Annotated in this window: 18 protein-coding genes; 4 read left to right on the top strand and 14 right to left on the bottom strand. The window is 56.8% G+C overall.

From position 1 onward, the window contains the following. Positions 1-112 precede the first annotated feature (112 nt). The 6 genes from artJ to ABLV30_RS25640 form a co-directional block, all read right to left on the bottom strand. Entirely contained in the window at positions 113-844 is a 732-nt protein-coding gene (gene artJ, locus ABLV30_RS25665) for an arginine ABC transporter substrate-binding protein ArtJ (RefSeq protein WP_014228605.1), read from the bottom strand. A gap of 173 nt (positions 845-1,017) precedes the next feature. Next, positions 1,018-1,686 (bottom strand): arginine ABC transporter permease ArtM, encoded by a 669-nt coding sequence (artM, locus tag ABLV30_RS25660; RefSeq protein WP_014228606.1) that lies wholly within the window; start codon positions 1,684-1,686, stop codon positions 1,018-1,020. After that, the gene (artQ, locus tag ABLV30_RS25655; RefSeq protein WP_004100599.1) at positions 1,686-2,402 is read right to left on the bottom strand and encodes an arginine ABC transporter permease ArtQ; all 717 of its coding nucleotides are present in this window, start codon (positions 2,400-2,402) and stop codon (positions 1,686-1,688) included. The genes artM and artQ overlap by 1 nt, the downstream gene beginning before the upstream one ends. Positions 2,403-2,408: 6 nt before the next feature. Continuing rightward, positions 2,409-3,140, bottom strand: coding sequence for an arginine ABC transporter substrate-binding protein ArtI (artI, locus tag ABLV30_RS25650; protein ID WP_265800505.1), 732 nt, complete (start codon positions 3,138-3,140; stop codon positions 2,409-2,411). Positions 3,141-3,159: 19 nt separating this feature from the next. Continuing rightward, entirely contained in the window at positions 3,160-3,888 is a 729-nt protein-coding gene (gene artP / locus ABLV30_RS25645; protein WP_004111834.1) for an arginine ABC transporter ATP-binding protein ArtP, read from the bottom strand. Positions 3,889-4,115: 227 nt separating this feature from the next. After that, positions 4,116-4,631, bottom strand: a complete 516-nt coding sequence (locus tag ABLV30_RS25640) for a lipoprotein (RefSeq protein WP_064375415.1) — start codon at positions 4,629-4,631, stop codon at positions 4,116-4,118. Between the two features lie 117 nt (positions 4,632-4,748). On the opposite strand from ABLV30_RS25640, the gene ABLV30_RS25635 reads away from it, so the two are divergent. Further along, positions 4,749-5,072: a heavy metal-binding domain-containing protein gene (locus ABLV30_RS25635; RefSeq protein ID WP_004100606.1), complete on the top strand. Its 324-nt coding sequence runs from the start codon at positions 4,749-4,751 to the stop codon at positions 5,070-5,072. After that, positions 5,069-5,899, top strand: coding sequence for an N-acetylmuramoyl-L-alanine amidase (locus ABLV30_RS25630; RefSeq protein WP_014837943.1), 831 nt, complete (start codon positions 5,069-5,071; stop codon positions 5,897-5,899). Before ABLV30_RS25635 ends, ABLV30_RS25630 begins: the two co-directional genes overlap by 4 nt. On the opposite strand, the gene ABLV30_RS25625 is transcribed toward ABLV30_RS25630, so the two are convergent. From ABLV30_RS25625 to poxB, 4 genes are all read right to left on the bottom strand, one after another. Then, positions 5,896-6,909 carry an NAD(P)-dependent oxidoreductase gene (locus tag ABLV30_RS25625; protein WP_009653274.1) on the bottom strand — a complete coding sequence of 338 codons (1,014 nt, stop codon included), beginning with the start codon at positions 6,907-6,909 and terminating at the stop codon, positions 5,896-5,898. The genes ABLV30_RS25630 and ABLV30_RS25625 overlap by 4 nt on opposite strands. Positions 6,910-7,005: 96 nt before the next feature. Then, positions 7,006-8,439, bottom strand: a complete 1,434-nt coding sequence (locus ABLV30_RS25620) for a DUF2867 domain-containing protein (RefSeq protein WP_048261084.1) — start codon at positions 8,437-8,439, stop codon at positions 7,006-7,008. 10 nt (positions 8,440-8,449) lie between these two features. Further along, a complete protein-coding gene (gene ltaE, locus ABLV30_RS25615; protein WP_032694256.1) occupies positions 8,450-9,451 on the bottom strand; it encodes a low-specificity L-threonine aldolase in 1,002 nt (333 codons plus the stop codon). A 154-nt stretch (positions 9,452-9,605) separates the two neighbouring features. Next, positions 9,606-11,324: a ubiquinone-dependent pyruvate dehydrogenase gene (gene poxB, locus ABLV30_RS25610; protein WP_265800507.1), complete on the bottom strand. Its 1,719-nt coding sequence runs from the start codon at positions 11,322-11,324 to the stop codon at positions 9,606-9,608. Positions 11,325-11,476: 152 nt separating this feature from the next. On the opposite strand from poxB, the gene ABLV30_RS25605 reads away from it, so the two are divergent. Continuing rightward, entirely contained in the window at positions 11,477-11,911 is a 435-nt protein-coding gene (locus ABLV30_RS25605) for a DoxX family protein (RefSeq protein ID WP_048261082.1), read from the top strand. Between the two features lie 39 nt (positions 11,912-11,950). Here ABLV30_RS25605 and hcr read toward each other — a convergent pair whose 3' ends face one another. The 4 genes from hcr to aqpZ all read right to left on the bottom strand — a co-directional run bounded on the left by hcr (position 11,951) and on the right by aqpZ (position 16,447). Continuing rightward, entirely contained in the window at positions 11,951-12,919 is a 969-nt protein-coding gene (gene hcr / locus ABLV30_RS25600) for an NADH oxidoreductase (RefSeq protein WP_265800509.1), read from the bottom strand. Between the two features lie 10 nt (positions 12,920-12,929). Then, entirely contained in the window at positions 12,930-14,582 is a 1,653-nt protein-coding gene (gene hcp / locus ABLV30_RS25595) for a hydroxylamine reductase (protein ID WP_025108293.1), read from the bottom strand. Positions 14,583-14,726: 144 nt separating this feature from the next. After that, positions 14,727-15,626 (bottom strand): lysine exporter LysO family protein, encoded by a 900-nt coding sequence (locus ABLV30_RS25590; protein WP_014837946.1) that lies wholly within the window; start codon positions 15,624-15,626, stop codon positions 14,727-14,729. A 125-nt stretch (positions 15,627-15,751) separates the two neighbouring features. Further along, on the bottom strand, positions 15,752-16,447 hold the full coding sequence (gene aqpZ, locus ABLV30_RS25585) for an aquaporin Z (RefSeq protein ID WP_004849414.1): 696 nt from the start codon (positions 16,445-16,447) through the stop codon (positions 15,752-15,754). Positions 16,448-16,829: 382 nt separating this feature from the next. Between aqpZ and ABLV30_RS25580 the strand changes: the two genes are divergently transcribed. Further along, positions 16,830-18,488 (top strand): ATP-dependent endonuclease, encoded by a 1,659-nt coding sequence (locus tag ABLV30_RS25580; RefSeq protein ID WP_032748892.1) that lies wholly within the window; start codon positions 16,830-16,832, stop codon positions 18,486-18,488. Positions 18,489-18,555: the final 67 nt, after the last annotated feature.

Genomic DNA, 18,555 nt, shown 5'->3' with positions numbered 1-18,555 from the left:
TTTGGTGCGGCTTCGTCCCGGGCCGCGCTGCGCTTGCCCGGGCTACGGGGCCACGACTGTCTGCGGGCCGGTAGCCCGGACAGGCGCGTCAAGCGCCGCCTCCGGGAAATGCTTACTCCGGGAACCACTGCTTGCTGATTTTCTCGTAGGTGCCGTCGGCTTTAATCGCCTTCAGCGCGGCGTTCAGTTTTTCCAGCAGCGCTTTGTTATCCGGGCGTACCGCAATGCCGAGGCCGGTACCGAAGTACTGCGCGTCGGTGACTTTCGGCGTTGCCGCGCCCAGCTGCGGGTTGGTTTTCAGCCACTCGTTGACCACGGCTGTATCGCCAAACACCCCATCAATACGGCCATTTTTCAGGTCAATAAACGCATTCTGGTAGCTATCGTAAGCCACGGTTTTCACTTCCGGATGTTTATCCTGCAGGTATTTCTGGTGCGTGGTGCCGTTTTCCATCCCGATACGCTTACCTTTCAGATCGGCAAAAGAGTGGAAGGCATCTTTCTTCGAGATAACCAGCGCGGAGTTAGCGTAGTACGGGTCGGTAAACGCCACCTGCTTGCTGCGCTCCGGGGTAATGTCCATGCCGGAGATGACCGCATCATATTTCTTAAATTTGAGCGCCGGGATCAGGCTGTCGAAGGCATGGTTGGTAAACGTACACTCAGCCTGCATCTGCTTACACAGCGCGTTTGCCAGATCGATGTCGAAACCGGCGATCTGGTTATTGGCGTCCATCGATTCAAACGGTGGGTAAGTTGCAGAAACGCCAAAGCTGATTTTTTCTGCGGCAGCGGCGCCAAAGGCGAAAGTGCTAAGCAGTGCGGCCAGAACTAACTTTTTCATTGTGGAACTCCCGTCGGTCAATCTTATGATGTTGTGCCGTGTCTGCGGCTGGGAGTAACAATGCCACTAAATGAATTTATATTCAATAATCATGGATATTTATTTTAATTAGAATAAAAAAAGACGGATAATTCAGTGAGCTTATCCGTCTTGATTTGGCTTTTTATGCGTTTTTAATTGCGTCGCTCAAAGGCCAGCGCTTTATGTTCCACCAGGCGCATCAGCAGCGTCAGCAGGCCATTGACCACCAGATAGACAATGCCGGCGGCGCCGAACACCATCACATCATAGGTACGCCCATAGAGCAGCTGGCTGTGACCCATCACTTCCATCAGGGTAATGGTGTAGGCCAGAGACGTACTCTTGAACACCAGCACCACTTCGTTGGAGTAGGAGGAGAGGGCACGTTTAAAGGCGTACGGCAGCAGGATCGCCAGCGTATCTTTCTTACTCATTCCCAGCGCGCCGCAGGATTGCCACTGGCCATCCGGGATGGCGCGAATGGCGCCATAAAACAGCTGCGTGGTATAAGCGGCGCTGTTGAGAGAAAGGGCGATCAGCGCGCAGAGCCAGGGCTCGGAAATCAGATGCCAGAGTACCGGATACTCCTGCAGCGACGGGAACTGTCCCGGGCCGTAGTAAATCAGGAAGATCTGCACCAGCAGCGGCGTGCCGGTAAACAGCGTGATATAGCCGCGCACGATCCACACCAGCCCCGGCGTTTTTAGCGTCAGAATGATGGTGAAAATCAGCGACAGAATCAGCGCCACGACGATAGAGGCTGCGGTCAGCGTCAGGCTGGTATGCAGCCCTTTTAGCAGTTCGGGTAAGTAATCAAGCATCAGCCAGGTCTCCGTTCGAAGCGCGTCGCACGCTGGTCAATACGTTTCAGAATGTACTGACTCAACAGGGTGATGACCAGATAGATTGCCGCCGCGATGATATACCAGTTAAACGGCTCCTGGGTTCGGGTGGCGATGCTTTTAGTTTGCAGCATCAGATCGTTGACGCTGATCAGGCTCACCAGCGCGGTATCCTTCAGCAGCACCAGCCACTGGTTGCCGAGTCCCGGCAGCGCGTGGCGCCACATTTGCGGCATCACTAAGCGAAAGAAAATAGCGGCTTTCGATAATCCCAGCGCCTGACCGGATTCCCATTGCCCCTGCGGAACGGCTTTAAGCGCCCCGCGCAGGGTCTGCGATGCGTAAGCGGCATACAGCAGAGAAAGCGCGATAGCCCCGCAGAGGAACGGACTGACGTCGAAGTTTTCAATCTGCATCTGTACCGGGATCTGCACAATGCCGAGATTGATCGTAAAACCGTCAGAAAGGGTCAGCAGAAGCTGTGAGGAACCAAAATAGATAAACAGAACCACCAGAATTTCCGGTAGTCCGCGCAAAAGAGTGACAATGCCGGTTGCGAGCCAGGCGACCGGACGCAGCTTTACCGACTCGAGGACGGCAAAGAGCATCGCCAGCACCAGGCCGATGATCAGGGCGCAAACGGCAAGGCCGACGGTCATCCCGGCGGCGCTTGCTAATGGAAAAAATTCGTTCATTCAGCGTTACTTCTGGAACCATTTGTTATAGATAGACTGGTAAGTCCCATCGCTTTTCACTTTTTCCAGCGCAGCGTTAAATTTCTGCTGCAGTTCGGTATTGCCCTGGCGCAGCGCAATGCCGAGACCGGTGCCGAAGTAGTCTTTATCGGTCACCTTGTCGCCCACCGCGGCCAGCTTCGGATTGCTCTTCAGCCATTCGGTCACCACGGCGGTATCGCCGAATACGGCATCAATACGGCCGTTCTGCAGGTCCAGCTTCGCATTCTGGTAGCTGTCGTAAGGAACGGTCGTGATTTCCGGGTGTTTGTCGGTGATGAATTTCTGGTGAGTGGTGCCGTTCTGCACGCCGACTTTCTTGCCTTTCAGGGCGTCAATGCTGGTGAATTTACCCTGCTGGCCGACGAACAGCGCGGAGTTTTCATAGTACGGGGTGGTGAACAGCACCTGTTTTTCACGCTCAGGAGTGATGTCCATCCCGGCCATGACCGCGTCGAAACGGCGGAACTTCAGGCTGGGGATCAGGCTGTCGAAAGCCTGGTTGGTAAAGGTGCAGGTGGCATCAATCTCTTTACACAGCGCGTTCGCCAGATCGACATCAAAGCCGACAATTTTGTTATTGGCATCGATCGATTCAAACGGAGGGTAGGAGGCCTCGGTGGCGAAACGAATGGTCTGGGCTGCGGTAGCGGAGATGCTCATGCCCGCAAGAAGAGCGGCAATCAGTACTTTTTTCATCGTCATTTCCCCGAAAACATCAATGTGAAAGATAGTTTTTAAACGCGTCGGTCTGCGGATGCGCGAAGCAGCCGGCATCACCTTGTTCAACGATATGGCCATTTTCCATATAGACCACGCGGCTGGCTGTTTTGCGCGCCACTTCCACTTCGTGGGTGACGATAACCTGCGTAATACCGGTTTCAGCCAGTTCGCGGATAATACTGACGATCTGGGCGGTGATTTCTGGATCGAGCGCCGCCGTGGGTTCATCGAACAGCAGAACCTGCGGTTCCATCATCAGGGCGCGGGCAATAGCGACGCGCTGCTGCTGGCCGCCGGAAAGATGCAGCGGGTAGCGATCGCTATAGGGTTTCAGGCGCAGACGTTCGAGCAGCTTTTCAGCGCGGGCGAGAGCCTGATCTTTGCTCAAACCGAGCACGCGGCAGGGAGCTTCAATCAGATTTTGCTGCACGGTCAGATGCGGCCACAGATTGTACTGTTGGAAAACCATACCCACGTTCTGGCGCAGCTCGCGAATGGCTTTGTCAGAAGGCGCTTTGGTAAAGTCGAAATGATTTCCGGCGATATGCAGCGTACCGGAACGCGGCATCTCCAGCAGATTGAGGACGCGCAGCAGCGAGCTTTTACCGGCACCGCTTGGGCCGAGCAGCACCAGCGTTTCCCCCTGCGGGCAATCCAGCGTGATGTCGAACAGCGCCTGGTGTGCGCCGTAGAAGCAATTAATGCCGTTTAATTTTATGCTCATCTGGGCAGTCTGATACATATAGCAATTGAGGCCGCAAATAGTACCTTTGGCAGAATAGTTATGCAATATTTATGCGTTAAAAGTTAAATGTAAACCATATTTACATTTAAAGTTAGCACAAAATATGGCTTCGTGAAGGCGGGAGACGTCAATGTCGGCATTACCAGCGGAAATGCCGACATTTTACCGGGGTTATTTCATTCGGCCCGAGCGGCCCAACGCCTGGATTAGCGTTTTTCCAGACTCTGACGCAGGGTGCCCGCCGGCGCATGGGCGTTGTTGCCGAGGTAGCGCACGTCATCCACGGCCCAGCACTGGCCTTCCTGAATCATCAGCACTTCGTCTTTCCAGCTTTGGGTGCCCTGTTTCAGCTCCACGCGCAGGGGAATATTGCGCGCGTCGCGATTAGGGATGGTGGAGGCGCTGGCGACATCGGCGCTGTCGGCTGGCGTTGTGCTACTGGAGAAAAGATTTGACTGCAGCAGGGCGTTGTTAGACGGGTCCTGACGCGCGTCGTTCAGCAGTTTTGCCAGACCGTCGCTCAGGTATGGGCGCAGCGCGGTTAAATCGCTGTTGCGGTGCTGTACCTGATAGTCATAAAACTTCTGCGCTACGTCATCCGGGCCGCCTTCGACGCAGGGGCCGCTGCGGGTGCCGTTATCTTTGTAGGCAGGCGTGACGGTAGTACAGGCGCTGAGCGCCAGCGCGCAGGGGAGGACTAATGCAAGAACTTTGTAGCGCATGATGATTTCCTTATGAGCTCACTACGTTAGAATATCTTTTCAAGCATAGTGTATCAGATAGGGATTGTGCTTGACCCTTAGAGCTAACGCATTGAACGCTAAAGAAGGAGTTTCATCATGCAATTTTCCACCACTCCGACCCTCGAAGGTCAGCCCATCATTGAATACTGCGGCGTCGTCACGGGGGAAGCGATTCTCGGCGCCAACGTATTCCGCGATTTTTTCGCCAGCATCCGCGATATCGTCGGCGGTCGTTCCGGCGCCTATGAAAAGGAGCTGCGTAAGGCCCGTGAAATTGCGTTTGAAGAGCTGAGCGAGCAGGCGAAGGCGCTGGGCGCCAATGCGGTGGTCGGGATTGATATTGACTACGAAACCGTAGGTAAAGATAGCAGCATGCTGATGGTCAGCGTTAGCGGCACCGCGGTGAAGACCCGCCGATGAGAGCTTGCCGGGCAGGCGTACTGCTGGCGCTGCTGCTGGCGGGCTGCGCCAGCGAAAAAGGTATTATCGATCGCGATGGCTATCAGCTGGATACGCGCCATCCGGCGCAGGCGGCTTATCCGCGCATCAAAGTGCTGGTGATTCACTACACCGCCGATGATTTCGACGTTTCGCTGGCGACGCTGACGGATAACCAGGTGAGCTCTCACTACCTGATCCCGGAGAAACCGCCGCTGCACGGAGGCAAACCGCGGATCTGGCAGCTGGTGCCGGAAGAGGAACTGGCCTGGCATGCGGGCGTCAGCTTCTGGCGCGGCAGCACGCGCATTAACGACACTTCGATTGGCATCGAGCTGGAGAACCGCGGCTGGCAAAAAACGGCGGGGGTGAAAAGCTTTACGCCGTTTAATCCGGCGCAGATTGACGCCCTGATCCCGCTGGCGAAAGATATTATCGCCCGCTACCACATCGCGCCGCAGAACGTGGTCGCCCATGCGGATATCGCGCCGCAGCGCAAAGACGATCCGGGGCCGCTGTTCCCGTGGCGCAGGCTGGCCGAGCAGGGGATTGGCGCATGGCCTGATGCCCGGCGCGTGGCATTTTATCTGCAGGGCCGTCCGTCATACGAGCCGGTAGACGCCGCAGCGCTGCTGGACGTCCTGGCGCGCTACGGCTATCAGGTGACGCCGGAAATGACGCCAGCGCAGCAGAAGCGGGTCATTATGGCTTTCCAGATGCACTTCCGTCCCGCGCGCTGGGACGGGGTTGCCGATGCGCAAACCCTGGCGATAGCCGAAGCGCTGCTGGAAAAGTACGGGCGTGGTTAATAGTGCAGCTTGCCGTGGTCCTTCAACCACGCGGCGGTGCGGAGAATCCCTTCATCCATCGTGATGACCGGCTGATAGCCTAGCTCCTGCTGGGCGCGGGAGATATCAAGAGTAAAATCAAAGTTCAGCTTAGAGACGCCGTAGTGGGTAAATGCGGGCTCTTTCGCTGACTTATTGCCAAAGCGCTCCATGCTGCGGGCGATGATATCCAGCATGGGATAGGGAACCGAACGGATGCGGCACTTAATCCCCAGCTCGTCTATGAGTTTCTGCACAATGCTGTGCAGGGTTTGCGGTTCGCCGTTAGTAATGTTGTACGCGCGGGCCGAGGGCAGAAGGTCACTCTGCGGCTGGCTGGCGAGCCACATCGCGTGTACCGCGTTTTCATAGTAGGTCATATCCACCAGCGCGCTGCCGCCGCGCGGCAACAGGACGCTGCCGTAGTGCTGCATCATCTGCGCCAGGCGCGGGATAAACACTTTATCATGCGGGCCAAACAGGCTTTGCGGACGCAGGATTGTAAAACGGGTATTTGGGTTGGCCTGCGCCAGCAGATTGATCACATCTTCGCTTGCCGCCTTGCTGCGGGCGAATTCGTTGGCGAAACGCTGCGGGCGGAAATCCTCCGCAACATCGCGATGATGGTGATAATCAAAATAGAGCGACGGCGAAGAGATATGCACGAAGTTGCGCACGCCCCAGGCAACCGCCCACTCGCCGAGACGCCGGGTCGCGCGCACGTTAGCTAAATCGAAGGCCTGCTGGGTGCCCCACGGCGAGGTAAAGCTGGAACAGTGCCACAGGGTATCGATACCGGCGAGCATCACTTTGGCCTGCGAAGAGACCAGCTCGGTTAAGTCCGCAGGGACGAACTCTGCGCCCATTTTGCTCAGAAGCTTGCCCATCGCTTCGTTGCGCCCGGTCGCTCTGACGCTAATGCCCCTGTTACGCAGATATTCCACCGCGTTGCGGCCCAATCCGCTGGTCGCACCGGTAACCAGTACCTTCATATCGATCCACTGTTTAACAAAAGAATTTCGTGCGCATTTTTCCGTGATTCTGACTACGATGCAATGAGAATCATGAAAGAATTCTGCACCTATACTCTATTTGATGGTGATTTGCTCCGCCAGGTGGGCGATGCGTCGCGCCATACCGCGAAAAATAAACAGATGCGCCGGGATCATCAGCAGCCAGTAGAAAAGCCCCGGCATACCGTGCGGGTGCCACCAGGCGCGCACGTCCAGTTCGCGATGATCGCCTTTATCGCGCAGGGTAAAGCTCAGGCGGCCAAGGCCGGGCGCTTTCATGCCGAATAACAGCGTCAACTGCTTTTCCGGCTCGACGATAATCACTTTCCAGCTGTCCACCGCGTCGCCGGTTTGCAGATACGCCTTTTCCGGACGACCTTTTGCCAGCCGATGGCCGACCAGCAGGTCCATCGCCCCGCGCGTTTTCCACAGCACGTTGCCGAAGAAATAGCCCTCTTTACCGCCAATTTGGTTGACCACCTGCCATAGCGCGGCAAGGCTTGCGGAAGTGTTAACGGTACAGCCTGCCTGTTTCGGGTAGTAGCCGTACTCGGGCCGCCAGCGGGCGAAGGCCTGCGCATCGTAGCCCCAGTCGCTGGAGTTCACCAGCTGCTCCTCTTCTTTAAGCGTAAGGCGCACCGCTTCATCAAACGCGATAAGCGGTTGAGGAATTAAGGCCCGCAGGGCCCGATCGTCGGCGATCAGATCGTGCTTTAGCCCCTGGATCAGCGCTTTGGCCGTGGTTGGCGGCACTGAGGTAATGACGTTGAGAAACCACACCGAAATCCAGCGGGTCGGGAAAGGGATGGGGATCAGCGGGCGGCGTTTGCCGCTGACCGCCATAAAGCGGATGAACTGCTGCTGATAGCTCAAAATTTCCGGTCCGGCGGCTTCAAACACCCGATGCTCGCGGGCCGGATGGTTTAGCAGCTGCAGCAGATAGTAGAGTAAATTTTCCAGCGCAATCGGCGTGGTGCGCGAGCGAACCCAGCGCGGCGGCGTCAGCACCGGCAGGTTGTAGACCATATCGCGCATCACTTCGAAGGCGGCGGAACCGGCGCCGACGATAATGCCGGCGCGAACTTCCGCTACCGGAACGCCTGATTCGCGCAGCAGATCGCCGGTGATCTGGCGGGCGCGCAGATGATCGGATTGCTCCTGCTTCGCCACCTGTAAGGAACTGAGAAAGATGACTTCGTTCACCGGCGACTTGCGCAGCGCGTCGCGAACGTTGAGGGCGACCCGCCGTTCGTGGCGGATAAAGTCCCCGCCTTCGCCCATCCCGTGCACCAGATAGTAAACGGTATCAGCCTGCGCCAGCAGGGCGGGTAGCGCGTCCGGCTGGTTTAAATCGAGCGAATAGCACTCGACGCCGGGGAGCTGCTGTTTTTTAAGCCTGTCGATGTGGCGTGCCGCCGCCAGCACGGTGAAGCCCTGCTCGCTGAGCCTTTTCACCAGATGCTGGCCGATATAACCGCTGGCGCCAAGCACCAGAATTCGCTGCGACACGCCGGACTCCTTAACGGTTTAAAAATGCCTGCCAGTGGCTAACCACCTCGGTGAGCTGCTGGCGGTTAACGTCAATATGCGTCACCAGGCGCACGATGGGCGAGGCGTTGATCAGCACCCCGCGTTCGCGCAGATACTCGCCCAGCGCGGCGGCGCGCGCTTCACCGACGCGAACAAACAGCATATTGGTATCATGACGCGTCACCTCGGCGCCGGCGGCGCGCAGTTGCTCCGCCATCCACGCGGCGTTGTCGTGATCCTCTTTTAAGCGCGCGACGTTGTTCTGCAGGGCATACAGGCCCGCGGCCGCCAGAATACCGGCCTGACGCATCCCGCCGCCGACCATTTTCCGCCAGCGGATAGCGCGGTGAATGTACTCTTCGCTCCCCACCAGCAGCGAGCCTACCGGCGCGCCGAGTCCTTTAGACAGGCAGATGGTGAAGGAGTCGCAGTAGCGGGCGATCTCGCGCAGCGCGCAGCCGTATTCCACGACGGCGTTAAAAATACGCGCCCCGTCAACGTGCAGCCCCAGGCCGCGCTGGCGCGTAAACTCCCAGGCATCTTTGAGATATTCACGCGGCAGCACTTTGCCGTTATGGGTGTTTTCCAGCGACAGCAGCCGGGTAGGGGCGAAATGGATATCGTCCGGTTTGATTTTGGCCGCGACTTTATCCAGCGGCAGGGAACCGTCCGCTGCGGCATCGATTGGCTGCGGCTGGATGCTGCCAAGCACCGCCGCGCCGCCGGCTTCGTAGAGATAGTTATGCGCGCCCTGGCCGACGATATACTCTTCGCCGCGCTGGCAGTGGCTGAGCAGGGCGACCAGGTTGGCCTGGGTGCCGCTAGGCAGGAAGATAGCGGCCTCTTTGCCCGCCAGGTCGGCGGCAAAGCGCTGGAGTTCGTTAACGGTCGGGTCATCGCCATACACGTCATCCCCGACCGGGGCGGCCATCATGGCTTCCAGCATGGCGCGGCCCGGACGGGTAACGGTATCGCTGCGTAAATCTATCATGTCATATCCTTATACACTTCATCCTTCGCGCTGCCCCGGCGTTGGCTGCTCCCTCAAACCCCGGCCACAGAGTTATCTCTGCGCCCGGGGATTTTCGGCCTTGCCGCCTTGAGGCAACACGAATAATTTTGCGTATGAATTGAAAAGGATATTTTTACCTTAGCCAGTTAGTTTTCGCCAGTTCGATAACTTCGTCGCCGCGGCCGCTGATAATCGCGCGCAGCATATAAAGGCTGAAACCTTTGGCCTGCTCCAGTTTAATCTGCGGCGGCATCGCCAGCTCTTCACTGGCGACGACCACATCCACCAGGACCGGGCCATCGGTAGCGAAAGCGGTTTGCAGCGCTTCATCAACCTCTGACGCGCTTTCAACACGTATGCCCTTAATGCCGCAGGCTTCGGCGATGCGGGCAAAGTTGGTGGCGTGAAGTTCAGTGCCGTCTGTCAGATAGCCCCCGGCCTTCATCTCCATCGCCACGAAGCCCAGGACGCTGTTATTGAAGATAACGATCTTCACCGGCAGCTTCATCTGCGCCAGCGAGAGAAAATCCCCCATCAGCATGCTGAAGCCGCCGTCGCCGCACATTGCCACAACCTGACGGTCAGGGGCGGTGGCCTTCGCACCGATGGCCTGCGGCATGGCGTTAGCCATTGACCCATGGTTGAACGATCCGAGCAGGCGACGCTTGCCGTTCATCTGCAAATAGCGCGCGGCCCAGACGGTCGGCGTACCCACGTCACAGGTAAAGAGGGCATCGTCGTCGGCATAGTGGCTGATGCGCTGCGCCAGATACTGCGGATGAATTGTTTTTTCGCTGGGCTTCGCCAGGTCATCAAGCCCCTTGCGCGCGTCGCGATAGTGTTCCAGCGCTTTATCGAGGAACTTACGGTCGGTTTTCTCCTCAAGATGCGGCATCAGCGCGCTGAGGGTCGATTTAATATCGCCGACCAGCGCCATATCCACTTTACTGTGGGCGCCAATACTGCCGGGATTGATATCAATCTGAATGATTTTCGCGTCCGTCGGGTAGAAGGCGCGATAGGGGAACTGGGTGCCGAGCAGCACCAGGGTGTCGGCGTTCATCATGGTGTGGAAGCCGGAGGAGAAGCCAATCAGTCCGGTCATCCCCACATCATAAGGGTTGTCGTATTCTACGTGCTCTTTGCCGCGCAGCGCGTGAACGATAGGCGCTTTGAGCTTCGCGGCGAAGTCTACCAGCTCTTTATGCGCCCCGGCGCAGCCGCTGCCGCACATCAGGGCGATGTTGCTTGAATAGCGCAGCAGCTGGGCCAGCTTTTTCAGCTCTTCTTCCGCCGGCGTCACCTGCGGCAGCGGCGCGTGGTACCAGTGGCTGCTGGCGCTTTCCGGCGCGGCTTTCAGCGCAACGTCGCCGGGAAGCACCACTACCGAAACGCCGCGGTTAATCACTGCTTTGCGCATGGCGATGGCCAGCACCTGCGGGATCTGTTCCGGGGTTGAGACCAGTTCACAGTAGTGACTGCATTCCCGGAACAGCTCCTGCGGATGCGTTTCCTGAAAATAGCCGCTGCCGATTTCGCTGGAAGGAATATGGGCGGCGATGGCCAGAACCGGAACGTGATTGCGGTGGCAGTCGAAAAGGCCGTTAATCAGATGCAGGTTGCCCGGCCCGCAGGAGCCTGCGCAGACCGCCAGTTCGCCGGTAAGCTGCGCTTCCGCCCCGGCGGCGAAGGCGGCCACTTCTTCATGGCGCGTGGGCATCCAGTCGATGGTCCCCATACGGTTCAGGCTGTCGCTTAAGCCGTTGAGCGAATCCCCGGTTACGCCCCAAATACGTTTAACGCCAGCCTGTTCAAGAGTTTTGGCAATGTATGCCGCCACGGTCTGTTTCATGGTTCTCCATCTCCTTTTTGTGATAACGCTTACAAGCTTAGATGAAACTGCCAGTTACGCTCGCTTTCACCTCTCATTTTCCGCTGGTTTTTTTCAGCGAAAACTTCGCATAATCTGAGCTCACATAAAGTGGTAAACAGGAATCATTTCAAATGGTTAAATCGCTGTTAAATACTGTTAATAAACTGCTATCCCATGACGATTTCGGCAAACTCTTGTTACGACTTGCCGTTGGCGGGCTGATGCTGTTTCACGGGTTGCATAAGCTATTTGATGGCGTAGGGGGAATCAGCAATATGCTGGTAGTAAAAGGATTGCCGGGGTTTATCGCTTATGGGGTTTTAGTGGGCGAGGTGGTAGCGCCTTGCCTGCTGATTCTGGGAGTGCTTACGCGTCCGGCGGCGCTGGTGCTGGCGTTTACGATGGTCGTGGCCTGGCTGATGGTGGGGACGGGCAAAACCTTTGCGCTGGATGCGGTAGGCGCGTGGGCGATTGAGAGCCTGGTCTATTTCTTTGTTGGCGCGCTGGCGATTGCCTTCCTCGGGGCAGGGCGCTATGCCATCGGCGGCAATTCGGCCTGGCGGTAAACATTGCCGGACGGCGTTGCGCCATCCGGCAGCTGAGGGTTAAGCCAGTACCAAATCACCCTGCGGGTGGCAGGAGCAGGCCAGCACGTAGCCTTCAGCGATTTCCGCATCGGTTAACGTCATGGTACTGCTGACGGTATATTCTCCGGAAACCACTTTGGTTTTGCAGCAGCCGCAGACGCCTGCGCGACAGGCGACGGTAACCGGCACCTTATTGCTTTCCAGCGCTTCGAGCAGCGTGGTGCCGACCGGCGCGTAGAACGCTTTCGCCGGCTGCAGTTTGGTGAACTTCAGGCCGCTGGTAGCGGCTTCGGCTACCGGCGTAAAGAACTGCTCTTTAAAGAAACGCGTCGCGCCCAGCGCTTTCACCTCCTGCTCAACCCAATCCATATACGGCGCCGGGCCGCAGGTCATCACGGTACGAGAGGTCAGATCCGGTACGCTTTTCAGCAGATCGGTCGTCAGTCGGCCAGAAACAAAACCGTGGGTGGCATTGTTTTCAGCGACTAAGGTCACCGGATATTTGCGCCATTCGTCGGCAAAAATAACATCTTGCGGTGAACGAACGTTAAAGATCACCTGCACATCGGCCTGCGGGCGGTACTTTGCCAACCAGCGACGCATTGACATGATTGGCGTAACGCCGCAGCCAGCAGCCAGCATCAGGAACTTATCTTCAGCCTTATCTTCACAGGTAAATTCACCCATGGCATCGGACAGCCAGATATAGTCGCCGCGCTTCACGTCGCGGGTCAGCCACTGTGAGCCTGCGCCATCGTCAATCCGACGGATGGTCAGCGTGATGTACTCGCTTACTCCCGGCGTCGATGAAATGGTGTAAGCACGCAGCGTCTCCGCTGAATTACGTACGCTGACCAGTGCATACTGCCCGGCACGGTACGGATAATAGTCGTGGCACAGCAACGAAATTGTCCATACATCCGGCGTTTCCTGATGGATGTGATGAACCTGCATCCGCCATGGGCACTGATGAGTTGGCATTGTCATTCTTTACTCCTTACGCGCTCAGCAGCTGCTTCATGTCTTCTTCAACGGTGGTCACGGAACGCAGACCGAATTTCTCGTTGAGAACGGCCAGCAGGTCCGGCGTGAAGAAGCCCGGCGCCGTCGGGCCAGTGACGATATTTTTCACGCCCAGCGACAGCAGGGTCAGCAGAATAACAATCGCTTTCTGTTCAAACCAGGAGAGCACCAGAGACAGCGGCAGGTCGTTCACGCCACAACCCAGTTTCTCAGCCAGGGTGACCGCCAGGATGATGGCAGAGTAAGCGTCGTTACACTGACCGGCATCGACCAGACGCGGCAGACCTTCGATATCGCCGAATTCGAGTTTGTTGAAACGGTATTTACCGCAGGCCAGGGTCAGGATCAGGCAGTCGTCCGGTACGCTGGTGGCGAAATCGGTGAAGTAGTTACGTTCGCCGCGCGCCCCGTCGCAGCCGCCCACCAGGAAGATATGGCGCAGTTTTTCACGGCTCACCAGGTCGATCAGCGTATCAGCCGCGCCCAGCAGGGTCTGACGACCGAAGCCAACGGTGATCAGGTGCGGGATCTCGCTGTACGGGAAGCCCGCCATCTGCTGCGCCTGGGCGATAACCGGGGCGAAATCTTCGCCTTCCAGATGATTGACGCCTGGCCAGCCGACGATGCTGCGGGTCCAGATACGGTCGTCATAGGCGCCGACGGTTGGGTCGATGATGCAGTTAGAGGTCATCACAATCGGGCCAGGGAAGCGGGCAAACTCAACCTGCTGGTTTTGCCAGCCGCTGCCGTAGTTACCAATCAGATGCTTGAATTTACGCAGTTCCGGGTAACCGTGCGCTGGCAGCATTTCACCGTGGGTGTAGACGTTAACCCCGGTACCTTCGGTTTGCTCCAGCAGGTTGTACAGATCTTTCAGGTCATGGCCGGAAATCAGAATGCATTTGCCTTCGGTCGCTTTGACGTTGACCTGAGTCGGGGTGGGGTGACCATATTTGGTGGTCTCGCCAGCGTCCAGAATGCTCATCACTTTGAAGTTCATCTGGCCGATTTCCATCGAGCACTCCAGCAGCGCGTTCATATCGGCAGGCCAGGTACCGAGCCACGCCATGATTTTATGGTACTGGGCGTAGATGTCGTTGTCGTACTGACCCAGAACGTGCGCGTGCTCCATATAAGCCGCAGCGCCTTTCAGGCCGTACAGGCACAGCAGGCGCAGGCCGAGAATGTTCTCGCCGATGGCCGCTTTGTCTTTGTTCGGGGTGAATTCCGCCGCCTGGCGCTGCAGGTCGCCCAGATCGTCGCTCGCCAGCTGCAGATCGGCCATCGGGTTGTTAACCGTCGCGTGGGCATCAATATTCAGGCACTGGGCTTTCAGCGCTTCACGCAGGGTGATGGCCTCGCGCGCATAGCCAACGATACGCGGGGAATCGAAGTTAACGTTGGTCAGCGTGGAGAAAAAAGCGCGCGGCGCAAAGCTATCGATGTCGTGGTCGATGATGCCGTATTCACGGGCTTTAAGCGCCCAGGCGGAGAGCCCCTGCAGAGAGGCAATCAGCAGATCCTGCAGATCGGACGTTTCGGCCGTTTTCCCGCACATACCCTGCGCGTAAGAGCAGCCGTTCCCTGCCGGGGTACGGATGGTTTGTTCACATTGCACACAAAACATGGTCACACCTTTTTAAAGTTATATTTAATATACATGTTTAAGATTATGCCCGAGCGCGAGAAGAGAAAAGGTATTTCTGATACAACTTACGGGGAGATTGATTTAGCGCAAAATTGGCGGCAGAAGACTACCGCCAGAGAGGTATTAAGCGGAGAAGAAAGCCATCAATATGGGCACCAGCAGACTGAGAATGAAGCCATGAACGATGGCCGCCGGCACAATCTCCACCCCGCCAGAGCGTTGCAGTACCGGCAGCGTAAAGTCCATTGATGTCGCGCCGCAAAGGCCCAGCGCGGTGGAACGGCTGCGGCGCACCAGTCCGGGGATAAGCATTATCGCCAGCAGCTCGCGGGCAAGATCGTTAAAGAAGGCCGCGCTGCCAATTACCGGGCCATAGGATTCGGTCAGCAGGATCCCGGAGAGCGAATACCAGCCAAACCCGGAAGCCATGGCCAGCCCGGTTTTTAGCGGCAGGTCGAGAATAAAGGCGTTGATGATACCGCCCAGCAGTGAACTGACCATGACCACCACCGCGACAATCATTCCGCGGCGATTCAGTACGATCTGCCGCAGCGTCATGCCATTATTGCGCAGTTGAATACCGATGAGGAACAAAAGGAAGATCAGGGTATATTCGCTGGCCTCGGTGGCGTGTTGTAAAAAGGATATACCGCTCAGACCAATCATAAAACCAATAAATACCACGCCGCATAGCTGAAGGGATTCCAGAGCCATTGCCAGACGGGAGGGTAATTTTTCCTGACGATGATGATTTTGCCAGGGCATTTTTTGCTCGAGCCACATCAGGGCGGCAATATTGCACAGCAGAATAATAACGACGCTGACCGCCGCATAATGAAGGATCGCCAGGAGGTTGCTGGCCAGATTATCCAGGAAGGCCAGGCTAATACCCATAAAAAAGAGAATAACGTAGACAATCCAGCTCAGAAGTCGCGCGATGAGTTTAAGGGCTGATGGCCGATGAAGAGGAATAAGATAGCCTATAACCAACGGCAGCAGAATGATTAAAAGTCCCGAAAACATGAACGACCTGGTCCTTGCAGAATGAAAATAGCGCCCCTGACACTACCCAAATCGCCGGACTGAGTAAAGTGGTGGAAAAAAAGAAAGGCCCGGCAGCACCGGGCCTCAAGAAAAGTGGGGGAAGTTTAGCTGCGTTTTTCCAGCAGGGTGCGGTAGAGCACGCCGCCGAGAATGCCGCCGATAATCGGCATCACCCAGAATAGCCACAGCTGCTGCAGCGCCCAGCCGCCCTGAAATATCGCTACCGCGGTACTGCGCGCCGGGTTTACCGACGTGTTGGTGACCGGAATGCTGATCAGGTGGATAAGCGTTAGCGCCAGGCCAATAGCGATAGGAGCGAAGCCGGCAGGTGCGTTTTTATCCGTGGCGCCGTGAATGACCAGCAGGAAGCCGCAGGTCAGGACGATCTCAATCACAATAGCGGAGAGCATGGAGAAACCGCCGGGAGAATGTTCGCCATAGCCGTTCGATGCGAATCCGCTAGCGGCGGCGTCAAAGCCCGCTTTACCGCTGGCGACAACGTACAGAATAGCGGCGGCGATAATACCGCCGACAACCTGGGCGATAATATAACCAATCACGTCCCTGGCCGGGAAACGACCGCCGGCCCATAAACCTAAAGTTACCGCCGGGTTAAAGTGTCCGCCGGAAATATGACCGACGGCATACGCCATGGTTAATACGGTTAAACCGAAAGCCAGCGCGACGCCGGCAAAACCAATTCCCAGCTCAGGGAATGCCGCAGCCAGAACGGCGCTGCCGCAACCACCAAATACCAGCCAGAATGTACCAAAGCATTCTGCTGCTAATTTTCTAAACATAACCACCTCAATAAAAACGTAAACGCGCACGAGTTTTCGTGCCGGCCTTTATTTTCGCCACAAAGAATGACGACCAGAATAAAGCGACGCTATTCTAGGGACGATCGCCACCTTGGGACCAGTTAAATAAATTGATGTAATTTGATTTAGAACAATGCGCTGGGATTCCTTTTCATGTCGGATTTTTTAAAAGTGTAGAACAAAAACGGTTAAAAAAACGACTTTCAATGATGAATGCGTTTCTCAATTAAGTGAAGTACGGCGCATCACATTCCCCCCTGCAGCCATGAGCGATTCGCAGACGCCCGGAGTGTCATGTTGATGCTCACCTCGCTATACTGCTGATAACTGAAGGAGATAGTCGCCACTGAGCGGAGGGCATATGCATCTTGAGCGCGTAGAAATAGTCGGTTTTCGCGGCATTAACCGATTATCGTTGATGCTGGAACAAAATAACGTGCTGATTGGCGAAAATGCCTGGGGTAAATCCAGCCTGCTGGATGCCCTGACGCTGCTCCTGTCGCCGGAGTTCGACCTCTATCATTTTGTTCGGGAAGATTTTTGGTTTCCGCCCGGCGATATTCAGGGGCGCGAGCATCATCTGCATATCATCCTGACCTTCCGTGAAAATGAACCCGGTCGCCATCGGGTTCGACGCTATCGTCCTCTCAGCAGCTGCTGGGTTCCCTGCGACGATGGCTATCAGCGCGTTTTCTATCGCCTGGAGGGGGAGCTTGCCGATGACGACAGCGTGATGACCCTGCGCAGCTTTATTGATGGTGAAGGGAAAGCGCTGGAGCTTGACGATATTGATGAACTCGCCCGTCACCTGGTACGGCTGATGCCGGTTCTGCGGCTACGCGACGCCCGTTTTATGCGGAGGATCCATAACGGTACCGTGCCGCATTCGCCGCAGATCGAGATTACCGCCCGCCAGCTCGATTTTCTCTCCCGCGAGCTGGTGCATCATCCGCAAAATTTAACCGATGGGCAGATCCGCCAGGGGCTGTCGGCTATGGTGCAATTGCTGGAGCACTATTTTGCCGAGCAGAGCAGCGCGCAGTCGCGCCATCGTCTGATGCGCCGTCATTCACATGATGAACAGCGCAGCTGGCGCTATCTGGACATCATCAACAGGATGATCGACAAACCCGGCGGGCGCAGCCATCGGGTGATTTTATTGGGGCTGTTTTCGACTCTGCTGCAGGCGAAAGGCACGGTAAGACTCGATCGCGATGCGCGGCCGCTCTTGTTGATTGAGGACCCGGAAACCCGGCTGCATCCTATTATGCTGTCAGTGGCCTGGCATTTGCTCAATTTACTGCCGCTGCAGCGGGTGACGACAACGAACTCCGGCGAACTGCTGTCATTAACGCCCGTCGAGCACGTCTGTCGGCTGGTGCGTGAATCTTCACGAGTGTCGGCCTGGCGGCTGGGGCCCGGCGGGATGAATGCGGAAGACAGCCGGCGCATCGCGTTTCATATTCGCTTTAACCGTGCTTCATCGCTGTTTGCCCGCTGCTGGCTGCTGGTGGAGGGGGAGACGGAAACCTGGGTTATCAACGAGCTGGCCCGCCAGTGCGGCCATCACTTTGATGCGGAAGGGGTGAAGGTCATTGAGTTTGCCCAGTCGGGTTTGAAGCCGTTGATTAAATTCGCCCGGCGAATGGGTATTGAGTGGCATGTGCTGGTGGATGGCGATGAAGCCGGGAAGAAATACGCCGCCACCGTTCGCAGTTTGTTGAATGACGATAAAATGCTGGAGCGAGACCATCTCACCGCGCTACCGGCGATGGATATGGAGCATTTTATGTACCGTCAGGGCTTCGACGATGTTTATCACCGGGTCGCGCAGCTGCCGATGAATATACCCATGAATATGCGGCGGGTGATCACCAAAGCGATTCACCGTTCGTCAAAACCGGACCTGGCGATTGAAGTGGCGATGGAGGCCGGACGGCGCGGGGTTGACGCCATTCCGACGCTGTTGAAAAAAATGTTCTCTCGCGTGCTATGGCTGGCGCGCGGACGCGCGGATTAGCGCTGGCCGCTGTTTCTCTCTTTCTGCCGGGCGATCCATCCCGGCAGGTCTTCATCTGCACACCCTC

This window comes from Klebsiella sp. CN_Kp113 (genome assembly GCF_040064585.1).
Lineage (GTDB): Bacteria > Pseudomonadota > Gammaproteobacteria > Enterobacterales > Enterobacteriaceae > Klebsiella > Klebsiella michiganensis.
Note: the sequence above shows the minus strand (reverse complement) of the source record. Positions and strands in the feature narration are given on the sequence as shown.

Excerpts from the sequence above, each read along its gene's own strand:
- artQ (WP_004100599.1), bottom strand. The coding sequence starts at position 2,402 with ATGAACGAATTTTTTCCATTAGCAAGCGCCGCCGGGATGACCGTCGGC.
- aqpZ (WP_004849414.1), bottom strand. The coding sequence starts at position 16,447 with ATGTTTAGAAAATTAGCAGCAGAATGCTTTGGTACATTCTGGCTGGTA.
- ABLV30_RS25640 (WP_064375415.1), bottom strand. The coding sequence starts at position 4,631 with ATGCGCTACAAAGTTCTTGCATTAGTCCTCCCCTGCGCGCTGGCGCTC.
- hcr (WP_265800509.1), bottom strand. The coding sequence starts at position 12,919 with ATGACAATGCCAACTCATCAGTGCCCATGGCGGATGCAGGTTCATCAC.
- ABLV30_RS25605 (WP_048261082.1), top strand. The coding sequence starts at position 11,477 with ATGGTTAAATCGCTGTTAAATACTGTTAATAAACTGCTATCCCATGAC.
- ABLV30_RS25635 (WP_004100606.1), top strand. The coding sequence starts at position 4,749 with ATGCAATTTTCCACCACTCCGACCCTCGAAGGTCAGCCCATCATTGAA.
- ABLV30_RS25590 (WP_014837946.1), bottom strand. The coding sequence starts at position 15,626 with ATGTTTTCGGGACTTTTAATCATTCTGCTGCCGTTGGTTATAGGCTAT.
- artM (WP_014228606.1), bottom strand. The coding sequence starts at position 1,686 with ATGCTTGATTACTTACCCGAACTGCTAAAAGGGCTGCATACCAGCCTG.
- artI (WP_265800505.1), bottom strand. The coding sequence starts at position 3,140 with ATGAAAAAAGTACTGATTGCCGCTCTTCTTGCGGGCATGAGCATCTCC.
- hcp (WP_025108293.1), bottom strand. The coding sequence starts at position 14,582 with ATGTTTTGTGTGCAATGTGAACAAACCATCCGTACCCCGGCAGGGAAC.
- ABLV30_RS25580 (WP_032748892.1), top strand. The coding sequence starts at position 16,830 with ATGCATCTTGAGCGCGTAGAAATAGTCGGTTTTCGCGGCATTAACCGA.
- ABLV30_RS25630 (WP_014837943.1), top strand. The coding sequence starts at position 5,069 with ATGAGAGCTTGCCGGGCAGGCGTACTGCTGGCGCTGCTGCTGGCGGGC.
- artJ (WP_014228605.1), bottom strand. The coding sequence starts at position 844 with ATGAAAAAGTTAGTTCTGGCCGCACTGCTTAGCACTTTCGCCTTTGGC.
- poxB (WP_265800507.1), bottom strand. The coding sequence starts at position 11,324 with ATGAAACAGACCGTGGCGGCATACATTGCCAAAACTCTTGAACAGGCT.
- ABLV30_RS25625 (WP_009653274.1), bottom strand. The coding sequence starts at position 6,909 with ATGAAGGTACTGGTTACCGGTGCGACCAGCGGATTGGGCCGCAACGCG.
- artP (WP_004111834.1), bottom strand. The coding sequence starts at position 3,888 with ATGAGCATAAAATTAAACGGCATTAATTGCTTCTACGGCGCACACCAG.
- ltaE (WP_032694256.1), bottom strand. The coding sequence starts at position 9,451 with ATGATAGATTTACGCAGCGATACCGTTACCCGTCCGGGCCGCGCCATG.